General features: G+C 70.8%; 19 protein-coding genes. 14 read left to right on the forward strand and 5 right to left on the reverse strand.

All coding sequences use genetic code 11. The annotated features are described in order from the left end of the window. Nucleotides 1-79 precede the first annotated feature (79 nt). The 14 genes from rimP to dapB all read left to right on the forward strand — a co-directional run bounded on the left by rimP (nucleotide 80) and on the right by dapB (nucleotide 15,521). A complete protein-coding gene (rimP, locus tag AB0O34_RS03665; protein ID WP_363912212.1) occupies nucleotides 80-604 on the forward strand; it encodes a ribosome maturation factor RimP in 525 nt (174 codons plus the stop codon). 23 nt (nucleotides 605-627) lie between these two features. Continuing rightward, a complete protein-coding gene (gene nusA, locus AB0O34_RS03670) occupies nucleotides 628-1,629 on the forward strand; it encodes a transcription termination factor NusA (RefSeq protein WP_363912214.1) in 1,002 nt (333 codons plus the stop codon). Continuing rightward, on the forward strand, nucleotides 1,613-1,906 hold the full coding sequence (locus tag AB0O34_RS03675) for a YlxR family protein (protein ID WP_363912216.1): 294 nt from the start codon (nucleotides 1,613-1,615) through the stop codon (nucleotides 1,904-1,906). The genes nusA and AB0O34_RS03675 overlap by 17 nt, the downstream gene beginning before the upstream one ends. Before the next feature lie 151 nt (nucleotides 1,907-2,057). Next, nucleotides 2,058-5,351: a translation initiation factor IF-2 gene (infB, locus tag AB0O34_RS03680; protein ID WP_363912218.1), complete on the forward strand. Its 3,294-nt coding sequence runs from the start codon at nucleotides 2,058-2,060 to the stop codon at nucleotides 5,349-5,351. 87 nt (nucleotides 5,352-5,438) lie between these two features. Next, nucleotides 5,439-5,738, forward strand: coding sequence for a DUF503 domain-containing protein (locus AB0O34_RS03685; RefSeq protein ID WP_363912220.1), 300 nt, complete (start codon nucleotides 5,439-5,441; stop codon nucleotides 5,736-5,738). Nucleotides 5,739-5,805: 67 nt separating this feature from the next. Then, nucleotides 5,806-6,306: a 30S ribosome-binding factor RbfA gene (gene rbfA, locus AB0O34_RS03690; protein ID WP_363912393.1), complete on the forward strand. Its 501-nt coding sequence runs from the start codon at nucleotides 5,806-5,808 to the stop codon at nucleotides 6,304-6,306. 8 nt (nucleotides 6,307-6,314) lie between these two features. Further along, complete coding sequence (locus AB0O34_RS03695; protein ID WP_363912222.1) at nucleotides 6,315-7,346, forward strand: bifunctional oligoribonuclease/PAP phosphatase NrnA; 1,032 nt, start codon at nucleotides 6,315-6,317, stop codon at nucleotides 7,344-7,346. A 32-nt stretch (nucleotides 7,347-7,378) separates the two neighbouring features. Next, nucleotides 7,379-8,302, forward strand: a complete 924-nt coding sequence (truB, locus tag AB0O34_RS03700; protein ID WP_363912224.1) for a tRNA pseudouridine(55) synthase TruB — start codon at nucleotides 7,379-7,381, stop codon at nucleotides 8,300-8,302. 211 nt (nucleotides 8,303-8,513) lie between these two features. Next, the gene (locus tag AB0O34_RS03705) at nucleotides 8,514-9,128 is read left to right on the forward strand and encodes a Chromate resistance protein ChrB (protein WP_363912226.1); all 615 of its coding nucleotides are present in this window, start codon (nucleotides 8,514-8,516) and stop codon (nucleotides 9,126-9,128) included. 118 nt (nucleotides 9,129-9,246) lie between these two features. After that, nucleotides 9,247-10,197 (forward strand): bifunctional riboflavin kinase/FAD synthetase, encoded by a 951-nt coding sequence (locus tag AB0O34_RS03710; protein WP_363912395.1) that lies wholly within the window; start codon nucleotides 9,247-9,249, stop codon nucleotides 10,195-10,197. A 197-nt stretch (nucleotides 10,198-10,394) separates the two neighbouring features. After that, nucleotides 10,395-10,664 (forward strand): 30S ribosomal protein S15, encoded by a 270-nt coding sequence (rpsO, locus tag AB0O34_RS03715; RefSeq protein WP_363912228.1) that lies wholly within the window; start codon nucleotides 10,395-10,397, stop codon nucleotides 10,662-10,664. Between the two features lie 413 nt (nucleotides 10,665-11,077). Beyond that, nucleotides 11,078-13,405, forward strand: a complete 2,328-nt coding sequence (locus AB0O34_RS03720) for a polyribonucleotide nucleotidyltransferase (RefSeq protein ID WP_363912230.1) — start codon at nucleotides 11,078-11,080, stop codon at nucleotides 13,403-13,405. Continuing rightward, nucleotides 13,402-14,712: a pitrilysin family protein gene (locus tag AB0O34_RS03725; protein ID WP_363912232.1), complete on the forward strand. Its 1,311-nt coding sequence runs from the start codon at nucleotides 13,402-13,404 to the stop codon at nucleotides 14,710-14,712. Before AB0O34_RS03720 ends, AB0O34_RS03725 begins: the two co-directional genes overlap by 4 nt. A gap of 71 nt (nucleotides 14,713-14,783) precedes the next feature. Continuing rightward, nucleotides 14,784-15,521 carry a 4-hydroxy-tetrahydrodipicolinate reductase gene (dapB, locus tag AB0O34_RS03730; protein WP_363912234.1) on the forward strand — a complete coding sequence of 246 codons (738 nt, stop codon included), beginning with the start codon at nucleotides 14,784-14,786 and terminating at the stop codon, nucleotides 15,519-15,521. An 85-nt stretch (nucleotides 15,522-15,606) separates the two neighbouring features. On the opposite strand, the gene AB0O34_RS03735 is transcribed toward dapB, so the two are convergent. The 5 genes from AB0O34_RS03735 to AB0O34_RS03755 form a co-directional block, all read right to left on the reverse strand. After that, nucleotides 15,607-16,476, reverse strand: coding sequence for a 1,4-dihydroxy-2-naphthoate polyprenyltransferase (locus AB0O34_RS03735; RefSeq protein ID WP_363912236.1), 870 nt, complete (start codon nucleotides 16,474-16,476; stop codon nucleotides 15,607-15,609). 166 nt (nucleotides 16,477-16,642) lie between these two features. Further along, nucleotides 16,643-17,227, reverse strand: a complete 585-nt coding sequence (locus tag AB0O34_RS03740) for a GNAT family N-acetyltransferase (RefSeq protein ID WP_363912238.1) — start codon at nucleotides 17,225-17,227, stop codon at nucleotides 16,643-16,645. Nucleotides 17,228-17,331: 104 nt separating this feature from the next. Beyond that, nucleotides 17,332-17,880 carry a CGNR zinc finger domain-containing protein gene (locus tag AB0O34_RS03745; RefSeq protein WP_363912240.1) on the reverse strand — a complete coding sequence of 183 codons (549 nt, stop codon included), beginning with the start codon at nucleotides 17,878-17,880 and terminating at the stop codon, nucleotides 17,332-17,334. Nucleotides 17,881-17,949: 69 nt separating this feature from the next. Continuing rightward, nucleotides 17,950-18,276: an aminotransferase class I/II-fold pyridoxal phosphate-dependent enzyme gene (locus AB0O34_RS03750; protein ID WP_363912242.1), complete on the reverse strand. Its 327-nt coding sequence runs from the start codon at nucleotides 18,274-18,276 to the stop codon at nucleotides 17,950-17,952. 111 nt (nucleotides 18,277-18,387) lie between these two features. Further along, nucleotides 18,388-19,128, reverse strand: a complete 741-nt coding sequence (locus AB0O34_RS03755) for a GntR family transcriptional regulator (protein WP_363912244.1) — start codon at nucleotides 19,126-19,128, stop codon at nucleotides 18,388-18,390. Nucleotides 19,129-19,235: the final 107 nt, after the last annotated feature.

Consider the following 19,235-nt stretch of genomic DNA (forward strand, 5'->3'; position numbering starts at 1 on the left):
GATAGGCTGGTGAACCGTTGGGCGAGGTACGCCTTCGGCCCTCTTGCGAGATGGCCGATAATTCAACTGGGAGGTCAACATGGGCGCCGACGCTCGACGTGACCGCCTGATAAAGCTTCTGGAGCCCGTCGCCGCGGCGGAGGGTCTCGACCTCGAGGATGTCACGATCACCCCCGCGGGCAAGCGGCGGCTCCTGCGCGTCATCGTCGACGGTGACGACGGGGTGAGCCTCGACAAGGTCGCCGACATCAGCCAGGCGGTGTCGCAGGCGCTCGACGACAGCGACGCCATGGGCGGCAGCCCGTACGTCCTGGAGGTGACCTCCCCCGGCGTCGACCGCCCGCTGACCGAGCCCCGGCACTGGCGGCGCGCCAAGGGGCGCCTGGTGAAGGCCGACCTGCGCGACGGCAGCTCGCTGGAGGGCCGCATCCTGGCCGTCGGCGACGCCGGCGTCGAGCTTTCGGCCGCGCCCGAGCCACGCCTGCTGGCCTGGGAAGAGCTGGGCAAGGGCCGGGTGCAGGTGGAGTTCCGCCGGCTCGGCGACGAAGACGTGCTTGACCATGAAGAAGACGAAGAAGACGCCGACGACGGCGACGAGGGCTAGGGGGGAGCCTTGTGGACATTGACATGAGCGTCCTGCGCAGCCTGGAGCGGGAGAAGGACATCTCCTTCGACCTGGTCGTCAAGGCCATCGAGGATGCATTGCTGATCGCGTACTTCCGCACCGAGGGGGCGTCCTCCAAGGCGCGTGCCGAGCTCGACAGGGTCTCCGGGCACGTGATGATCTACGCCGCGGAGCTCGACGACGAGGGCCAGGTCATCAGGGAGTACGACGACACCCCCGGCAACTTCAGCCGCATCGCCGCGACCACGGCGAAGCAGGTGATCCTCCAGCAGCTGAGGGACGCGGAAGACGAGATCAACTTCGGCGAGTTCGCCAGCCGCGAGGGCGAGCTGGTGGCCGGCGTCATCCAGCAGGGCAAGGACCCTCGGGTGGTGCTGGTCGACCTCGGCAAGATCGAGGCGATCCTGCCGCACAACGAGCAGGTCCCCGGTGAGGAGTACATCCACGGCGAGCGCGTTCGCTGCTACGTCGTTCAGGTGAAGAAGGGGCACAAGGGGCCGTCGGTCACTTTGTCCCGCACCCACCCGAACCTCGTGAAGAAGCTCTTCGCCCTGGAGGTCCCCGAGATCGCCGACGGCACGGTGGAGATCGCCGCGATCGCCCGCGAGGCCGGTCACCGCACCAAGATCGCGGTGCGGTCCCGCCGGGGCGGCGTCAACGCCAAGGGCGCCTGCATCGGCCCGATGGGGTCGCGAGTGCGCAACGTGATGACCGAACTGCACGGCGAGAAGATCGACATCATCGACTGGTCCGACCATCCAGCCGATTTCGTCGGGAATGCCCTGTCTCCCGCGCGGGTTTCCCATGTGGAGGTCATCGACCTCGAGGGTCGCGTGGCGCGGGTGACCGTGCCTGACTACCAGCTCTCGCTCGCGATCGGCAAAGAAGGGCAGAACGCCCGTCTCGCCGCTCGCCTCACCGGATGGCGCATCGACATCCGTCCCGATACCCAGGCGACAGCGACGGGGGATGCGGTCGGTCCCGCCGATGCCTCCACAAGGTAAGCTTGAATACGGTGGCCGGGCGGCCCCGCTGAGAACGTGTGTGGGCTGCCGGGTTCGCACGGTAAAGTCCGAGCTGCTCCGCCTGGTGGTGGTCGAGGGCGAGATCGTTCCCGACCAGCGAGGACGGCTGCAGGGCCGCGGTGCATATGTGCATCCGGCTCTGAGCTGCCTGGAGCTCGCCGAACGTCGCCGAGTGTTCCCGCGCTCGTTTCGCGTCGCGGGGCCGCTTGACATGGCGTGCCTGCGAGCTTCTCTTGCGGGGCTTGACGTCGAGTAGGACCGGGTGAATGGTTACCAACTGTCATGTAGGACGCCGAGTCGATGGGCGGGTCAGATAGCGATGAGCGCCTGATGAGCATGCGGCGATGAGTACGTCTAGGTAGCGACGGTCCGGCGGCACAGCCTCCCGGGCCGAGTTAGGGAGTGCAGTGGCGAAGGTCCGAGTCTACGAGCTCGCCAAGGAGTTCGGAGTCGAGAGCAAGGTCGTGATGGCCAAGCTCCAAGAAATGGGCGAGTTCGTTCGATCGGCGTCTTCAACGATAGAAGCGCCGGTGGTCCGTAAGCTCACGGAGGCCCTCAAGGGTTCCTCCGATTCCAGGGGCGCCTCCAGGGCGCCGTCGAAGGCGTCTCCCCGGCCGGCACAGAGCCCGGCCGGCAACGGCAACGGTGCGTCGGCACCGGGTCAGTCGGCCCCGAGGCCGGGCCCCGGCCCGAGGCCGGGTCCGCGACCGGGTCCCGCGAATGTCGCGCCCCGTCCGCCCGTTCCGATGCCCCATGTCAACCAGCCTCCGCAGGAGGCTCCTCGCCCGGCGGCGCCGCGTCCCGAGGCCGCTCGCGCCGAGGCCGCCCCTGAGGTGGCCCGTCCCGAGGCCGATCGTCCGGCCCCCGCGCGTCCCGAGGTCCCGCGTTCCGAGGCGCCCCGTTTCGAGGCTCCTCGCACCGAGGCCCCTCGTTCGGACGCTCCTCGTTCCGAGGCTCCCCGTTCCGACGCGCCGCGCTCGGCCGCGCCCGGTTCGCGGCCCGGTCCGAACGTGAGGCCGGGTCCAAGGCCCGGTCCGGCGCAGCGTCCCGCGGCGTCCTCCGCCCCTGGCGCGGGCGCGCCGGGTGGCGCTCCGGCGGGTCCGCGTTCCGGCGCTCCGGCGTCCGGTGGCGCTCCTCGCCCCGGAGGCCCGAAGCCGGGTCCGCGCGGTCCGCGTCCCGGCAACAATCCCTTCTCCTCCAACGCGAGCGGCATGGGCCAGCGCCCGGCGCGTCCGCCCCGTGACGGTGGGGCTCCTCCCACCCGTGACGGAGCTCCTCGTGAAGGCGGTCCCCGCGAGCCGCGCCGTGAAGGCGCCGGTCCTCGTGAGCCCCGCCGTGAGGGCGGCGGTCCCCGCGACGGCGCGATGCCGCGTCCTCCGGGCGCTCGTTCCGGTCCTCCCGGAGCGGCGGGTCCGCGCCCGGGTCCCGGTTCGGCCGGCCCGCGTCCCGGCCCCGGTGCGGGAGGCCCCCGTCCCGGTGGTCCGCGTCCCAACCCGATGATGATGCCCTCGCGCCCGTCCGGTCCCGGTCAGGGTGGCGGCGGTGGCGGCGGCGGTCGTCCCGGTGGCGGCGGTGGCCGTCCCGGTGGCGGCGGCGGTGGCGGTCGTCCCGGTGGCGGCGGCGGTGGCGCTGGTCGTCCCGGTGGCGGTGGCGGCTTCAGCGGTCCCCGCACGGGCACCGGTGGCCGTCCCGGCGGCGGTGCCGGCGCCGGTGCAGGTGGTGGCGGCGGTTTCGCCGGTCGTCCCGGTGGCGGCGGTGGCCGTGGCCGCGGCGGCACGGCGGGTGCCTTCGGGCGTCCCGGCGGCCGTCCGACGCGTGGCCGCAAGTCCAAGCGCCAGAGGCGTCAAGAGTTCGACAACATGCAGGCGCCGTCGATCGGCGGCGTGCAGGTTCCCCGTGGCACGGGCCAGACCCTGCGCCTTCCCCGTGGAGCCTCGCTGTCCGACTTCGCCGATAAGATCGGTGCGAACCCCGCGTCGCTGGTGCAGATCATGCTGCACCTCGGCGAGATGGTGACCGCCACGCAGTCGGTGAACGAGGAGACTCTGCAGCTTCTCGGCGCCGAGCTCAACTACGCCATCCAGGTCGTCAGCCCGGAGGAGGAGGACCGCGAGCTTCTCGAGGCCTTCGACATCGAGTTCGGCGAGGACGAGGGCGACGAGACCGACCTCGCGGCGCGCCCGCCGGTCGTGACGGTCATGGGTCACGTCGACCACGGTAAGACCAAGCTGCTCGACGCCATCCGCAACACCAACGTGGTGGCCCGTGAGGCCGGTGGCATCACCCAGCACATCGGTGCCTACCAGGTCGCGACCGAGCACGAGGGTCAGGACCGCAAGATCACCTTCATCGACACCCCGGGTCACGAGGCGTTCACCGCCATGCGTGCCCGTGGTGCGCAGGCGACCGACATCGCCGTGCTGGTGGTCGCCGCCGACGACGGTGTGAAGCCGCAGACCATCGAGGCCCTCAACCACGCCCACGCGGCGGAGGTCCCCGTGGTCGTCGCGGTCAACAAGATCGACAAGGAGGGCGCGGACCCGACGAAGGTGCGAGCCCAGCTCACCGAGTACGGTCTGGTCGCCGAGGAGTACGGCGGCTCGACGATGTTCGTCGACATCTCCGCCAAGGAGGGTCTCGGCATCGACGACCTGCTCGAGGCGATCCTGCTGACGGCCGACGCCGAGCTCGACCTCCGGGCGAACCCGACGATGGACGCCCAGGGCATCGCCATCGAGGCTCACCTCGACAAGGGCCGCGGCCCCGTGGCGACCGTGCTCGTGCAGCGCGGCACCCTGCGGGTCGGCGACTCGATCGTCTGTGGCGAGGCCTTCGGCCGCGTCCGGGCGATGCTGGACGACAGCGGCGAGCAGGTCACCGAGGCCGACCCGTCGCGTCCGGTCCTGGTGCTCGGCCTCACGGCCGTTCCGAGCGCCGGTGACAACTTCATCGTCGTCACCGACGACCGCATGGCCCGCCAGATCGCCCAGCAGCGGGCGGCCAGGCAGCGCATCGCCGACATGGCGAGGTCCAGCCGCAGGCGCACGCTCGAAGAGCTCTTCAGCGACATGGAGAAGGGCAAGGTCGACGAGCTCAAGCTCATCATCAAGGGTGACGTCTCCGGTTCCGTCGAGGCCCTGGAAGACGCTCTGCTCAAGATCGACGTCGGCGAGGAGGTGCGCCTCCGGGTGCTCCACCGTGCCGTCGGTGCGATCACCGAGTACGACGTCAACCTGGCGATCGCGGACGACAACGCCGTCATCATCGGCTTCAACGTGCGTCCCGAGGTCCGGGCGCGCGACCTGGCCGAGCGCGAGGGCGTCGACATCCGCTACTACTCGGTCATCTACCAGGCGATCGAGGAGATCGAGGCGGCCCTCAAGGGCATGCTGAAGCCGGAGTTCGAGGAGGCCCAGACGGGCACCGCGGAAGTCCGGGACGTCTTCAAGGTTCCGAAGATCGGCAACGTGGCGGGCTGTCTGGTCCGCTCGGGCACGATCACCCGCAACAGCAAGGCCCGGATCATCCGCGACGGTGTCGTCGTGGCCGACAACCTCACCGTTTCGTCGCTGCGCCGCTTCAAGGACGACGCGACCGAGGTCCGCGAGGGCTTCGAGTGCGGTATCGGTGTCGGGTACAACGACATCAAGATCGACGACGTCATCGAGACGTTCGAGATGCGGGAGAAGCCGCGCGCCTGATAGTCGAGGAAGCCTGACGGTGGGTGTCCGTGGGTTCGCCCGCGGACACCCCCCGTCTTCCTTCGTCACCAGATCGCGGCGACAGCCATGTACATAGGTGCTCTGACTCTGGACATCCTGCTCGGCGACGTTCATTCGCTGAAGCAGAAGCGCTCAGTGGTGCGTCCTCTCATCGCCGAGGTGCGACGCCGGTTCCCGGCGGTCGCGGTGGCAGAGACGGGCCATCTCGACCTGCACCGCCGCAGCGAGATCGGCGTCGCCGTGGTGTCCGCCACGGCCGCGAACTGCGGCGAGGTGCTCGAGGCCTGCGAGCGATTGGTCGCCTTTCACCCCGAGATCGAGGTGCTGTCCGCGCGGCAGCGCCTGATCAACGAGGACGAGGACTAGGGCCCGCGGGAAGCCACCCATCCCGTGGGCCGTTAAGCGAGTAAAGCGAACAAAGAGGGGGAGCGCGATCGTGGACGCAGCACGCGCCCGTAAACTTGCGGACCGCATTCAGCAGATTGTCGCCGAGATGCTGGAGCGCCGGATCAAGGATCCACGCCTCGGTTTCGTGACGGTGACCGACACCAAGATCACCGGTGACCTCCGTGACGCGACGGTCTTCTACACCGTCTTCGGCTCCGAGGCCGAGCGGGCCGACACCGCCGCGGCCCTTGAAAGCGCCAAGGGGATCATCCGCTCGGAGGTGGGACGCCAGACCGGCGTACGGCACACGCCGACCCTGACCTTCAGCCACGACCCCCTGCCCGACAGCGCCAGGCACCTGGACGAGCTGCTCGCCGAGGCCAAGGCCCGTGACGAGGAGATCGCCAAGAAGGCCGAGGGCGCCGTGCACGCCGGCGAGCCCGACCCGTACCGCAAGCCCGGCGACGAGGACGACGAGGGCGACTACGACCCGCGAGGGGAGTTCGGCGCCGAGCCGTCCGACCGCGCGGGGCGTTCCGCACTGTGATGTCCGGCATGCGACCTCCTGAACGGCCCCCCGCCCAAGCGGTACGGGAGGCCGACTGGCGGCGGGCCGTCGAGCTGGTGCGCGACGCCGGCGAGGTGGCGCTGGTCTGCCACGTGGCCCCCGACGGCGACGCGCTCGGCTCGATGCTCGGGCTCGGCATGGCGCTCCGCCGGGCGGGCAAGCGGGTGACGGCGTCCTTCGGTGACCGCCGGTTCGCGGTGCCCCGCCTGCTGCGCTTCCTGCCCGGCCAGGAGCTGCTGGTCGAGCCGGCGGCCTTCCCCGCCGAGCCGGAGCTGATGATCAGCTTCGACGCCCCCACGGTCGACCGCCTCGGCCTGCTCGCCCCGAACGCCGGCAAGGCCCGCGAGCTGGTCGTGGTCGACCACCACCCCTCCAACACCGGGTTCGGCAGCGTCCAGCTCGTCGACCCCTCGGCCGCCTCCACCTCCGTGCTGGTGGAGGAGCTGATGGCGCGGCTCGGCCTCGACGTCGACCAGGACATCGCGACCTGCCTCTACACCGGCCTGGTGACCGACACAGGGTCGTTCAAGCACTCCTCCACCACGCCCGCCGTGCACGAGATGGCGGCGCGGCTGGTCGCGAAGGGCCTGCGCACCGACGAGATCGCCCGCGAGCTGTGGGACCGTTCCCCGTTCGCCTATCTCAAGGTCCTCGCGGCGGCGCTCGACCGCGTCACGCTTGACGAGCGGGCCGCCGGTGGGCTCGGCATGGTGTGGACGTTCGTGACCCGGGGCGACCGGGCCGCCCACTGCCTGCCGTACGACGAGTGCGAGGGCATCATCGACGTGATCCGCCGCACCGACGAGCCAGATGTCGCCGTGGTGCTCAAGGAGGACGACGAGGGGGCCTGGCAGGTCTCCACGCGCTCCAAGGGCCGAGTGGACGTCGGCCGGGCCTGCACGGCCCTGGGTGGCGGCGGCCACATCCGCGCGGCGGGCTTCACCTCGCACGACTCGCCCGAGGAGACCATGGCGAGGTTCCGCTCGCTCATCGGTCCCACCGCCGGGCCCTCCACCTGACCTCTCCCGATGAGCTTTCCGAGGATGTTCCGATGACCATGGCGGGCGGCAAGACCGACGGCACCGTTCGGGCGAAGCGGCCGGTGCCGCCCAGCGGGCTGGTCATCGTGGACAAGCCCGCCGACTGGACCTCCCACGACGTCGTCGGCAAGATGCGGCGCCTGGCCGGCACGCGCCGGGTCGGCCACGCGGGCACTCTGGACCCCATGGCCACCGGGGTGCTGGTGATCGGCGTCGAGAAGGCCACCCGGCTGCTCGGCCACCTGGCGCTCACGGAGAAGGGCTACGACGCCACGATCCGGCTCGGCATGACCACCAACACCGACGACGCCGAGGGCGAAATCCTCACAGAGACCCCCGCCGGCCACGTGGCCGACGAGGCCGTCCACGCGGGGGTGGCCGCGCTCACCGGCCCGATCCAGCAGGTCCCGCCCCAGGTCAGCGCCATCAAGGTGAACGGCGAGCGCGCGTACAAGCGGGCGAGGGCGGGCGAGGAGGTCCAGCTTCAGGCGCGCCCGGTCACCGTCCACGCGTTCGAGATCACCGGCATCCGCCGCCACGGGGACGTGGTCGAGGTGGACGCCTCGGTGAGCTGCTCCAGCGGCACCTACATCCGCTCGCTGGCACGCGATCTCGGGGCGGCCCTCGGCGTCGGCGGCCATCTGACCCGGCTGCGCCGCACGCGCGTCGGGCCGTACGACCTGGCGGCGGCCCGGACGATCGAGCAGCTCACGGAGAACTGCGTGATCCTGCCGATCGCCGACGCCGTGGCGGCGGCCTTCCCGCGCATGGACGTCACGGAGGAGCAGGCCAACCTGGTCGCCCACGGCGGCCGCCTGCCCTCGGCGGGGCTCGGCTCCGGCCCCATCGGCGTCTTCGCCCCCGACGGCACCCTCCTCGCCTTGGTGGAAGAGCACGGCAAGACCGCCAAACCCCTCGCCGTCTTCGTCCCCTAGGCCCGGAGGGCTGTCGCCTGGGTGAAGTGATGATCAGTATTCGTGTTCCCGCTGTGCGGCTCCGGGCTCACGTCGTCCATGTGACCGTACGGCCGGGGGAGCGCGCGAGGCCGTACGGGGCGCACGCCGGGAATCGGGGATCCACAGGCGCCGGCGATAGGGTTGGGAAGCGCCGTCGCCGGCCGGGCGAAGCCCGCTACTAGGAGTTCCAATGAGTCCACCGGTCCGCCGCACGCCCGGGGAGGCGGCGGCCGACGACCTGCCGGCGATGGTGCCCGAGGCGTGGCTCCTGCTGATCTACAAGGTGCCCTCGGAGCCCTCGCGGGTCCGTGTGGCCGTCTGGCGCGAGCTGAAGCGGCTCGGCGGCCTCTACCTGCAGCAGGCGGTCTGCGTCTTCCCGCGCATGGGGACGATCGAGGAGGACCTGCGGCAGATCAGGCAACGGATCGAGTCGCTGGGCGGCATTTCGTATTATTTCCCGATCGCGACGGGTGACCGCGACCAGGACACCACGCTGGTCCAGAACTTCCGCGACATGGCGGCCAAGGAGTACGCCGAGATCATCGAGGAGTGCCAGACCAAGTTCGTCAAGGAGATCGAGTTCGAGCGCTTCCGCGAGAACTACACCTTCGAGGAGTCGGAGGAGATCCGGCAGGATCTCGACAAGATCCGGCGATGGTTCGACAAGGTCGTGACTAGAGACTGGTTCGGCGGCCAGGGCCGTGAGGAGTGCGAGCAGTGGCTGGCCACCTGCGAGAGCCTCCTGGAAGACTTCGAGCAGGATGTCTACGAGCGCACGGGCGGCACGGGCCGGGCGGGGGAGTGAGGCGGGGGCGTCGCCCGACGCCCCGTCCCGCTGGGCTACCCTCGTCCCCGTGCGGTGAAAACCGATCCGCATGGCAGGCTTGGGTGAGCGTGACCATCAGCACAGGAACGAGGTCGAGGTGCAGGGCTGGCACGGACTCGACGACGTGCCCGGAGACTGGGGCAGGTCTGTCATCACGATCGGGGTGTTCGACGGTGTGCACCAAGGTCATCAGCGCATGGTCGAACGTGCCGTCGCCATGGCGGCGGGCCTCGGCCTTCCCTCCGTGGTGATCACCTTCGACCCCCACCCCGACGAGGTGGTGCGGCCAGGCAGCCACCCGCCCCGGCTGACCACGGCGCGGCACCGCACCGAGCTGCTCGGCGCCCTCGGCGTCGACGCGGTGTGCGTCCTGCCGTTCACGCTGGAGTTCTCCCGCATGACCCCCGACGAGTTCGTCCAGGCGGTCCTCGTCGACCGGCTGCACGCCGCGGGGGTGGTGGTCGGGGAGAACTTCCGCTTCGGTCACAAGGCGGCCGGCGACGTCGAGACGCTCCGTGAGCTCGGCGAGAAGTACGACTTCGTGGCGGAGGCGGTCCCCCTGGTCAGCAGCGGCGAGGCGATCTCCTCCAGCCTGGTCAGAGAGAGCCTGGCGGCGGGCGACGTCGCCGCGGCGGCCGAGGCGCTCGGCCGCCCGCACCGCGTCGAGGGCGTGGTCGTCCGGGGCCACCAGCGGGGCCGGGCGCTGCTCGGCTTCCCCACGGCGAACGTGGAGTCCCCGGCGTTCACCGCCATCCCGGCCGACGGCGTCTACGCGGGCTGGCTCGAGTGCACGCAGTCCCCCTCGCCGCATGAGGGCAAGCGGTGGCCGGCGGCGATCTCCATCGGCACCAACCCGACGTTCGAGGGTGTCGAGCGCACGGTGGAGGCCTACGCCCTCGACCGCGACGATCTCGACCTCTACGGGGCCCACGTCGTCGTCGACTTCGCCGTGCGGCTCCGCGACACGCTGAAGTTCGACTCCATCGACGCGCTCATCGAGCAGATGCGCCGCGACGTCGACGAGGCCCGCCGCCTCGTCGGAGGCTGATCTTCCCCGGCGATCGCCCGGTGGCGCCAGGAGCGCGGAGCCGTCCACGGTGATGGCACGGCGATGGTAGCCTGACGTGTCGGCTCGGTTTCGGCGCGCTCCGCGCTGCCCGTCGACCGGTTACGGCGACTGTAGGCACACACGGTCGCTCGTTGGCAATCATCTGACGTGTGCCCGTAGACAGTTGAAGGAGAGCCGTGTCGCTCGACACCGCCGCCAAGAAGACGATCATCAGTGAGTACGGCACCGGAGACGGTGACACCGGGTCCCCCGAGGTGCAGATCGCGCTGCTGAGCAAGCGCATCAGCGAGCTCACCGAGCACCTCAAGACCCACAAGCACGACCACCACAGCCGCCGTGGGCTGCTGCTGCTGGTCGGCCGTCGCCGCCGCCTGCTGAAGTACCTCTCCAGCAAGGACATCGCGCGCTACCGCACCCTGATCGAGCGGCTCGGTCTGCGCCGATAGTGTAGAGGGGAGCGGCATAGTGTCGCTCCCTCTCTCATATCAGGGCAAAGGCATCCCTGATATGGAGAAATCCGGTCGGCGCGTCGCAGCGCGGCGCGCGGCCGCTTCCGAGCTAACTTGCCTCTAGAAAGACAACTGAAGAGCCGAGAAAGTGCCCCGCGTCCCGCACAGCACAAACGCGCGTTCCCGTGACGCCTGCGGGCCGGTCCTCGGTAGTGGCTTCCGGATGTCGACGGCGCGAACGCCGTACAGCCCGGGTGCTTCGATCGAAGACCGGCGCTGCACATGACGGGGAGCCGGCATAACGGAGCCGGGCACGAGCGAGCCGACCGCGACGATACCGGTCGGCCGGCGAGTGCCTGAGCGTGTGCGACCACAGCACGGACGCGGGCGACGACCCAAGGAGGTCCCCCGTGGAGGGTGTCCACAGCACGGAAGCCGTGATCGACAACGGCTCATTCGGTACGCGTACCATCCGGTTCGAGACCGGGCGGCTCGCGCGCCAGGCGGCGGGAAGCTCCGTCGTCTACCTGGACGACGAGACGATGGTCCTGTCCGCCACCACCGCGTCCAAGCATCCCAAGGAGAGCCTGGACTTCTTCCCGCTCACCGTGGATGTCGAGGAGCGGATGTACGCCGCGGGCCGGATCCCCGGTTCGTTCTTCCGCCGTGAGGGCCGGCCGTCCGAGGACGCCATCCTCACCTGCCGCCTGATCGACCGCCCGCTGCGCCCGTCCTTCGTCAAGGGCCTGCGCAACGAGGTCCAGGTCGTGGCGACGATCATGGCGCTCAACCCCGACCACCTGTACGACGTCGTGGCCATCAACGCCGCGAGCCTGTCGACGCAGCTGGCCGGCTTGCCCTTCTCCGGCCCGATCGGCGGCGTCCGCGTCGCGCTGATCAGCGGCCAGTGGGTGGCGTTCCCGACCCACTCGGAGCTGGAGGGCGCGACCTTCGACATGGTCGTCGCCGGCCGGGTCCTGGAGGACGGCGACGTCGCGATCATGATGGTCGAGGCCGAGTCGACCCGCGACACGCTCAAGCTGGTCAACGAGGGCGCGGTCGCCCCGACCGAGGAGACCGTCGCCGAGGGCCTGGAGGCGGCGAAGCCGTTCATCAAGGTGCTCGTCGAGGCGCAGAACAAGATCGCTCAGGTCGCCGCCAAGGAGACCGCGCAGTTCCCCGTCTTCCTCGACTACCAGGAGGACGTGTACGAGGCCGTCGCGGGCGCGGTGCGCAGCGAGCTGGCCTCCGCGCTGACGATCGCCGGCAAGAAGGAGCGCGAGGCCGAGCTCGACCGGGTCAAGGCTCTCGCCCTGGAGAAGCTGGGCCCCGACTTCGAGGGCCGCGAGAAGGAGATCTCCGCCGCCTTCCGCTCGCTGACCAAGAAGCTCATGCGCGAGCGCGTGATCAGCGAGGGCGTCCGCATCGACGGCCGCGGCACCAAGGACATCCGGCAGCTCAGCGCCGAGGTCCAGGTGGTCCCGAGGGTCCACGGGTCGGCCCTGTTCGAGCGCGGCGAGACCCAGATCCTGGGCATCACCACGCTGAACATGCTCCGCATGGAGCAGATGATCGACACGCTCAACCCCGAGCGCACCAAGCGCTACATGCACAACTACAACTTCCCGCCTTACTCCACCGGTGAGACCGGCCGCGTGGGCTCGCCCAAGCGCCGCGAGATCGGCCACGGCGCGCTCGCCGAGCGGGCGCTCGTGCCGGTGCTCCCGAGCCGCGAGGAGTTCCCGTACGCCATCCGCCAGGTGTCGGAGGCGCTGAGCTCCAACGGCTCGACCAGCATGGGCTCGGTCTGCGCCTCGACCATGGCGCTCCTGGACGCGGGTGTCCCGCTCAAGGAGATGGTCGCGGGCATCGCGATGGGCCTCATCGGCGAGGGCGGCCAGTTCGTCACGCTCACCGACATCCTCGGTGCCGAGGACGCCATGGGCGACATGGACTTCAAGGTCGCCGGCACCCGTGACGTCATCACGGCGCTGCAGCTCGACACCAAGCTCGACGGCATCCCGGCGTCGGTCCTGGCGGGCGCGCTCAAGCAGGCCAAGGCCGCCCGTCTCGCGATCCTCGACGTGATGCAGGAGGCGATCGACTCCCCGGCGGAGATGAACCCGACCGCGCCGCGCATCATCACGATCAAGGTCCCGGTCGACAAGATCGGAGAGGTCATCGGCCCGAAGGGCAAGATGATCAACCAGATCCAGGACGACACCGGCGCCGAGATCACGATCGAGGACGACGGCACGATCTACATCGGCGCGACCGACGGCCCGTCGGCCGAGGCCGCGCGGACCACGATCAACTCGATCGCGAACCCGCACATGCCGGAGATCGGCGAGCGCTACCTGGGCACGGTCGTCAAGATCGCGGCCTTCGGCGCGTTCGTCAGCCTGCTCCCCGGCAAGGACGGCCTGCTGCACGTTTCGCAGATCCGCAAGCTGCACGGCGGCAAGCGCATCGAGAACGTCGAGGACGTCATGAACGTCGGCGACAAGATCCAGGTGGAGATCGCCGAGATCGACTCGCGCGGCAAGCTGTCCCTGGTCCCCGTCGAGGTCATCGAGAAGGAGGCCGCGGCCAAGGCCGAGGGCGGTTCGACCGACGAGGGCCCGAGCCAGGCCGACTCCGCCGAGCCGCGTGACGAGCGCGGCGACCGTGGCGAGCGCAACGGCGACCGGCCGCGCCGGTCGCGCACCCGCGGCGGACGGGACGACCGCAACTCGTGACCACCACCACTCTGCACCCCGGCAGGGACGGTGCCGGGGTCGTACAGCGCACCGTCCTTCCCGGTGGTCTCCGGGTGGTGACCGAGACCATGCCGACCGTGCGTTCCGTCGCGGTCGGCATGTGGGTCGGCATCGGATCGCGTGACGAGGCCTCCGAGCACACGGGGGCCACCCACTTCCTCGAACACCTGCTGTTCAAGGGCACTCCCACCCGCGACGCCCTGGAGATCTCCGCGGCGATCGAGGGCATCGGCGGCGAGATCAACGCCTTCACCGCCAAGGAGTACACCTGCTACTACGCGCGGGTGCTCGACGAGGATCTGCCGCTGGCCATCGACGTGCTGGCCGACGTCGTGACCTCCTCCCTGATCACCGCCGAGGACGTCGAGTCCGAGCGCGGCGTGATCCTGGAGGAGATCGCCATGCACGACGACGACCCGTCGGACGTCGTGCACGAGCAGTTCTCGGCGGAGCTGTACGGCGACACGCCCATCGGGCGGCCCATCCTCGGGTCGGTCGAGTCGATCAACGAGCTGTCGCGTGACCGCATCGCCGAGTACTACCAGAGCTACTACCAGCCCCCGCACACCGTGGTCTCGGTGTGCGGCAACGTCACCCACGAGCGGGTGGTGGAGCTGGTGGCCTCGGCCTACCAGCGGGCGGGCGCGCTCGGCGGTTCCGGGACGCCCGTCCCGCCGCGCCTGTCCGGCGAGGGCGCCTCACCGCGCTCCGGCGTGCGCGTGGTCGACCGGCCGACCGAGCAGGCCAACCTGGTCCTCGGCACGACCGCGTTCTCTCGTACGGACGACCGGCGCTTCGCCCTGGGCGTGCTCAACGCCGCCCTGGGCGGGGGCATGTCGTCCCGGCTCTTCCAGGAGATCCGTGAGAAGCGCGGCCTCGCGTACTCGGCGTACAGCTTCACGGCCCAGTACGCGGACACCGGCCAGTTCGGGATCTACGTGGGGTGCCTTCCCGCCAAGATCGACGACGTGCTGAAGATCTGCCGCGAGGAGATCACCCGGGTCGTCGCCGACAGCATCACCGAGGACGAGATCGGGCGCGGCAAGGGCCAGATGCGCGGCGGTCTCGTGCTCGGCCTGGAGGACACCGGCTCGCGCATGTCGCGCATCGGCAAGAGCGAGCTGGTGTACGACACGCTGATGTCGGTCGACGAGGTGCTGGCGCGCATCGACGCCGTCACCCCGGAGGAGGTCGACTCCGTGGCCAGGGAGATCCTTTCCCAGCCGATGACGCTGGCCGTCATCGGGCCGTACGGCGACAAGGACTTCAGCGCCTCCGTCGAGTGACGGCCGCGACGTGACCAGGCCCGGGCCCCGCGAGGGGTCCGGGCCTTCTCTTCGCGCTACGCTTGGGCGTCGTGATCAGGGTTGGAGTTCTGGGCGCCCGCGGGCGCGTCGGTGTCGAGGTGTGCAAGGCCGTCCACGCGGCGGACGACATGGAGCTGGTGGCGGCGGTCGACGCCGGCGATCCCATCGAGTCGCTGACCCCCGCCGAGGTGGTGGTCGACTTCACCCACCCCGACGTGGTCATGGACAACCTCAAGTGGTGTGTCGAGCACGGCATCCACCCGGTGGTGGGCACGACCGGGTTCGACGCCGCCCGCCTCGCGACCGTGCGGGGCTGGCTCGGCGAGCATCCGGGCGTCAACGCCCTGATCGCCCCCAACTTCGGCATCGCCGCCGTGCTGATGATGCACTTCGCCCAGCAGGCCGCGCGCTACTTCGAGTCCGTCGAGATCGTCGAGCTCCACCACCCCAACAAGGCCGACGCCCCTTCGGGCACGGCGCGCCGCACGGCCGAGCTGGTCGCCGAGGCGCGGCGCAAGGCGGGCCTCGGCCCCATGCCGGACGCGACGACCTCCGAGCTCGACGGTGCCCGCGGGGCCGACGTCGACGGTGTGCGGGTTCACGGCGTGCGCCTGGCGGGCCTGATCGCCCACCAGGAGGTGCTGCTGGGCGGCGACGGCGAGATCCTGACGATCCGTCACGACACGATGAACCGCTCGTCGTTCACCCCCGGCGTGCTCCTCGGCGTCCGCCGCGTCCGTGAGCTTCCGGGCCTCACCGTCGGCCTTGAGAACCTTCTCGACCTCTGAGCCCCCTGCGCAGGCCCTGGAGGGGCCCTCTAGGGCCGGGGAAGGTCCTGGCGAGGCGGAAGCCTCACCGGGCGGGGAGAGGCTTTCATAGGGCCAGGCCGATCGTGAAGAGCAGGCCGAAGACGAGCTGGAGACGCCCCGTCTGCTGAAGCGTGGCGATCAGGGCGCGCCCGTTCCCCCCGCCCCGCACGGCCTTCACCGGCCCGAGGGCGAGCGGTAGTGCGAGCACGGTCAGCAGGGTGAACGGCCGTACGAACGCCAGGGCCAGCGCGATGGCGAACGGCAGCAGCAGGCAGGCGCTGTAGAGCACGCGGGTGCGGGCGTCGCCCAGCACGACCGCGAGCGTGCGCTTGCCCGCCGGGCCGTCGGTCACGACGTCGCGCAGGTTGTTCACGACGAGCAGCGCGCAGGCCAGCAGCCCGACCGGCACGGCGGCCGCCACGGCCGGCCACGGGAGGCGCTCCATCTGCACGTACGTCGTGCCGGCCACGGCCACCAGGCCGAAGAACACGAACACCGAGATCTCGCCGAGCGCGCGGTAGCCGTACGGGCGGGAGCCTCCGGTGTAGAACCAGGCGGCGGCGATCGCCAGCGCGCCTACGAGCAGCAGCCACCAGGCCCCGGTCACCACGACCAGGACCAGGCCCGCGACCGCCGCCGCGAGGAAGCACCCGAGCGCGGCGGCCAGCACCGACCGGGGAGCCGCCACCCGGGAGCCGACGAGCCGGAGCGGGCCCACGCGGTCCTCGTCGGTGCCGCGCACGCCGTCGCTGTAGTCGTTGGCGTAGTTCACGCCCACCTGCAGGATCAGCGCCACGAACAGGGCCAGGAGGGCTCGCCACCAGACCGCTCCGCCGTACCAGACGGCCACGCCCGTGCCCACGGCGACGGGGACCACCGCCGCGGGAAGGGTGCGGGGCCGTGCCCCGGCGAGCCACTGAGCGGGTGTCGCCAACGTCGCCCCTCTTCGAAGGATCCGGTTCCCGCCCCAGGAGCGTTCGCTCCCTGGGGGGGCGGGAATTTGCGTATGCAGGGTATTTCATGGCACGCCCGTGGCCTGTGCCCGGGGCATGCCAAGGCTCCCGGTCGTCGGCGTGGAGCCGTCCGGCCGGGGTGGGAAGTCAGCTGATGTCGGTCGTGAGGCGGATCATGCGGATCGGGCGGCCCATGTCGAGGATGCGCTCGGCCTCATCGGGCCCCCACCCGGCGGAGGTCAGGAACCCCACCATCGCCTCGTCGTCGGCGAAGACCCAGGTGACCACGGTGGCGAAGCCGTCGTCGCGGAGGTGGTCGACGGTCGCGTTGAGCAGGCGGCTGCCGTGCCCCCGCCGCACGTGGTCGGGGTCGATCAGGATGGTGAGCAGCTCGGCCGTGGTCGAGGGGTCGAGGTCGGCGTCCTCGGCGGGAGCGTGCGAGGCCATCCCGACCACCCGCTGGCCGCCGGGCTCGCCGTGGCCGCTCGCCAGGGAGCTCAGGGCGTCCTCGGTCTCGACGGCGACCAGGAGGCGGTGCCGCGGCGTGGGCGGCGTCGTGACGGCCTCCTCCCACTGGCGGTTCCACAGCTCCTCGGCCGACGGGCCGGTCATCTGCTCCAGAGGCCCCTCGGGCAGGAGATGGCGGTATCCGCTCTTCCAGGCCCGGATCTGGGTGGCCGTCACCGCTGGGACGTCCTCGCGGCGCGCGGCGCGCACCCCCACGTCTGCCATGTCGGCCGGCCCCCTTTCGTCTGTCCCACACCGTATCGGGGTTCGCCGGCTCCGAGGACACGGAGCCTCCGCGGTGGCGAGCTGTGACCCCATGCTGCCGTCTCTCAGGAGGGGCGCGGCGTGTCCTGCTGGCGCCTGGCCCGGTAGGCGCGGGTCTTGGTGCGGTTGCCGCAGATGCGCATCGAGCACCACGAGCGCGAGCGGTTCTTGGACGAGTCGATGAACGCCCACTGGCAGCCGTCTTCCGCGCAAACCTTGAGGCGGGGCCAGTCGCCCCGGGCGTGCGCGTCGAGGACGGCCGCCGCCAGGAGCCCGAGGCCTCTCGTGGCGCCGGTGCTCAGCGGCTCGGACCCGGGTGCCCCGCCCGCGAGCGTGACCCGCATCGGGAGCGCCGCCAGCGCGGCGTCCAGCCCGCTCGTCATTGGATGCGGCGCGGCGTCCCGGGAGTGGTTGTGGCGCAGCGCGGACCGGAGCCCCTCGCGCAGGCCGATGGCGAGCGCCCAGTCGTCGTCCACGGCCCGGTCGGTCGCGGAGATCAGCCCGCGTTCCCGCAGCCAGACGGCGAGCTCGGCGGGGGAGGCCAGCTCGTCGGTGTCGCCCTCGACGTCGTAGGTGTTCACGAAGTCGCGGAGCAACTCCGCCGGCCCGTTCATCTCACCACTTTAGGACAGTTGAGGGTTGCTCAAGAATCAACGACCACCGGTTTCGCGCGGGAGTGCGGGTCAGCGGCCCCTCGCCGCGAGCTGGGTGTCCAGGGCCGAGCCGAGACGGCGCACTCCCTCCGCCAGCTCGGCGACGTGGGCCGCCGCGATGTGCGTCACCCGGATGTGGGGCGAGGAGGGCTCGGCGGAGTGGTAGATCGTGCCGGGGCTCACCAGGACCCCCGCACGCTGGGCGCTCTCGACCAGGGCGGTCTCGTCCACCTCGCGCGGCAGCCGTACCCACAGGTGCAGGCCGCCCTCGGGGAGGAGCCGGACCTGCGCGGACGGAAGGTGGCGGGCGAGGGCCGCCGCCAGCGCGTCGCGCCGCACGGTGAGCTCCGCCGTCACCGACGCGCGGTGGCGCCGCCAGGCGGGGGAGCCGAGGAACTCCAGCGCGGTCGACGGCCACGTACGCGGGCCGACGTGGGCCGGACGGGACCGGGTGGTGTGGAGGCCGGGTCAGGCGCCGAGCGGGACGGAGTAGACGAGGCGGAAGCGGTCGCCGGGGACGACGATGTCGCTGGTCTCCACCGGACGGTCGCCCGACCAGTGGGTGCGCTCGACATGGAGGACGTGCACCCCGGTGGGCAGGTCGAGCAGGTCGCTCTCGGTCGGCTGGGGTACGCGGGTGTGGACGCTCTCGCGGATATCGGTGATCTTGATGCCCGCGGCGGACATGCGGGCCACGAGGCTCTTGCGGCCGTTGGTGCCCTCCTCGGGGAAGGACTGCGCCCTGCCGAGATCGGCCGGCTCGTAGGAGGTGGCGAGCTGCATGGGCTTGCCCTCGGTGCGGAAGACGTAACGGGTGCGGATGACGGGGTCGCCCTCCTCGACGCGCAGCCGCCGGGCGGTGTCGCGCCCGGCCTTGATCGCCTCGCTGCGCCAGTCCCAGGTGGCGCGGTGGCCGCCTGCCTGCATGTCGGCGGCGAACGGGGCGTCGTGGTCGATGTAGCGGCATCGCTGCAGGGGGTAGAGCACGGACTTCTCGCGGACGTAGTGCCCGGAGCCGACCCTGCCGATGATCAGGCCTTCGGCGGCCAGGACGCGCAGCGCGTGCCTGGCGGCGGTCTCGCCGACTCTGAAGCGCTGGGTGAGCTGCGCCCGAGACGGAATGGGCGCGCCCGGCGGCAGCGTGCCGTCGACTATCTGCGCCCGCAACTCTTCGACCACGCGGAGGTACACCGGGTCGTTACCAGTCATCCGTCCATCCCTCACGGCGTTCGAGATCGTTTCCCTATCTTGCCGTAATCAAAGGACAGCGGGGAGTAATGAGCGGCAGTTGGAGTCCCAACTTTACCAAACGCGAT

Origin of the sequence: Sphaerisporangium sp. NPDC088356, assembly GCF_040685555.1 — a bacterium.
Lineage (GTDB): Bacteria > Actinomycetota > Actinomycetes > Streptosporangiales > Streptosporangiaceae > Sphaerisporangium.

Excerpts from the sequence above, each read along its gene's own strand:
- truB (WP_363912224.1), top strand. The coding sequence starts at position 7,379 with ATGACCATGGCGGGCGGCAAGACCGACGGCACCGTTCGGGCGAAGCGG.
- AB0O34_RS03685 (WP_363912220.1), top strand. The coding sequence starts at position 5,439 with ATGTACATAGGTGCTCTGACTCTGGACATCCTGCTCGGCGACGTTCAT.
- AB0O34_RS03755 (WP_363912244.1), bottom strand. The coding sequence starts at position 19,128 with ATGACTGGTAACGACCCGGTGTACCTCCGCGTGGTCGAAGAGTTGCGG.
- AB0O34_RS03695 (WP_363912222.1), top strand. The coding sequence starts at position 6,315 with ATGCGACCTCCTGAACGGCCCCCCGCCCAAGCGGTACGGGAGGCCGAC.
- AB0O34_RS03745 (WP_363912240.1), bottom strand. The coding sequence starts at position 17,880 with ATGAACGGGCCGGCGGAGTTGCTCCGCGACTTCGTGAACACCTACGAC.
- nusA (WP_363912214.1), top strand. The coding sequence starts at position 628 with ATGAGCGTCCTGCGCAGCCTGGAGCGGGAGAAGGACATCTCCTTCGAC.
- AB0O34_RS03705 (WP_363912226.1), top strand. The coding sequence starts at position 8,514 with ATGAGTCCACCGGTCCGCCGCACGCCCGGGGAGGCGGCGGCCGACGAC.
- rimP (WP_363912212.1), top strand. The coding sequence starts at position 80 with ATGGGCGCCGACGCTCGACGTGACCGCCTGATAAAGCTTCTGGAGCCC.
- AB0O34_RS03740 (WP_363912238.1), bottom strand. The coding sequence starts at position 17,227 with ATGGCAGACGTGGGGGTGCGCGCCGCGCGCCGCGAGGACGTCCCAGCG.
- AB0O34_RS03675 (WP_363912216.1), top strand. The coding sequence starts at position 1,613 with ATGCCTCCACAAGGTAAGCTTGAATACGGTGGCCGGGCGGCCCCGCTG.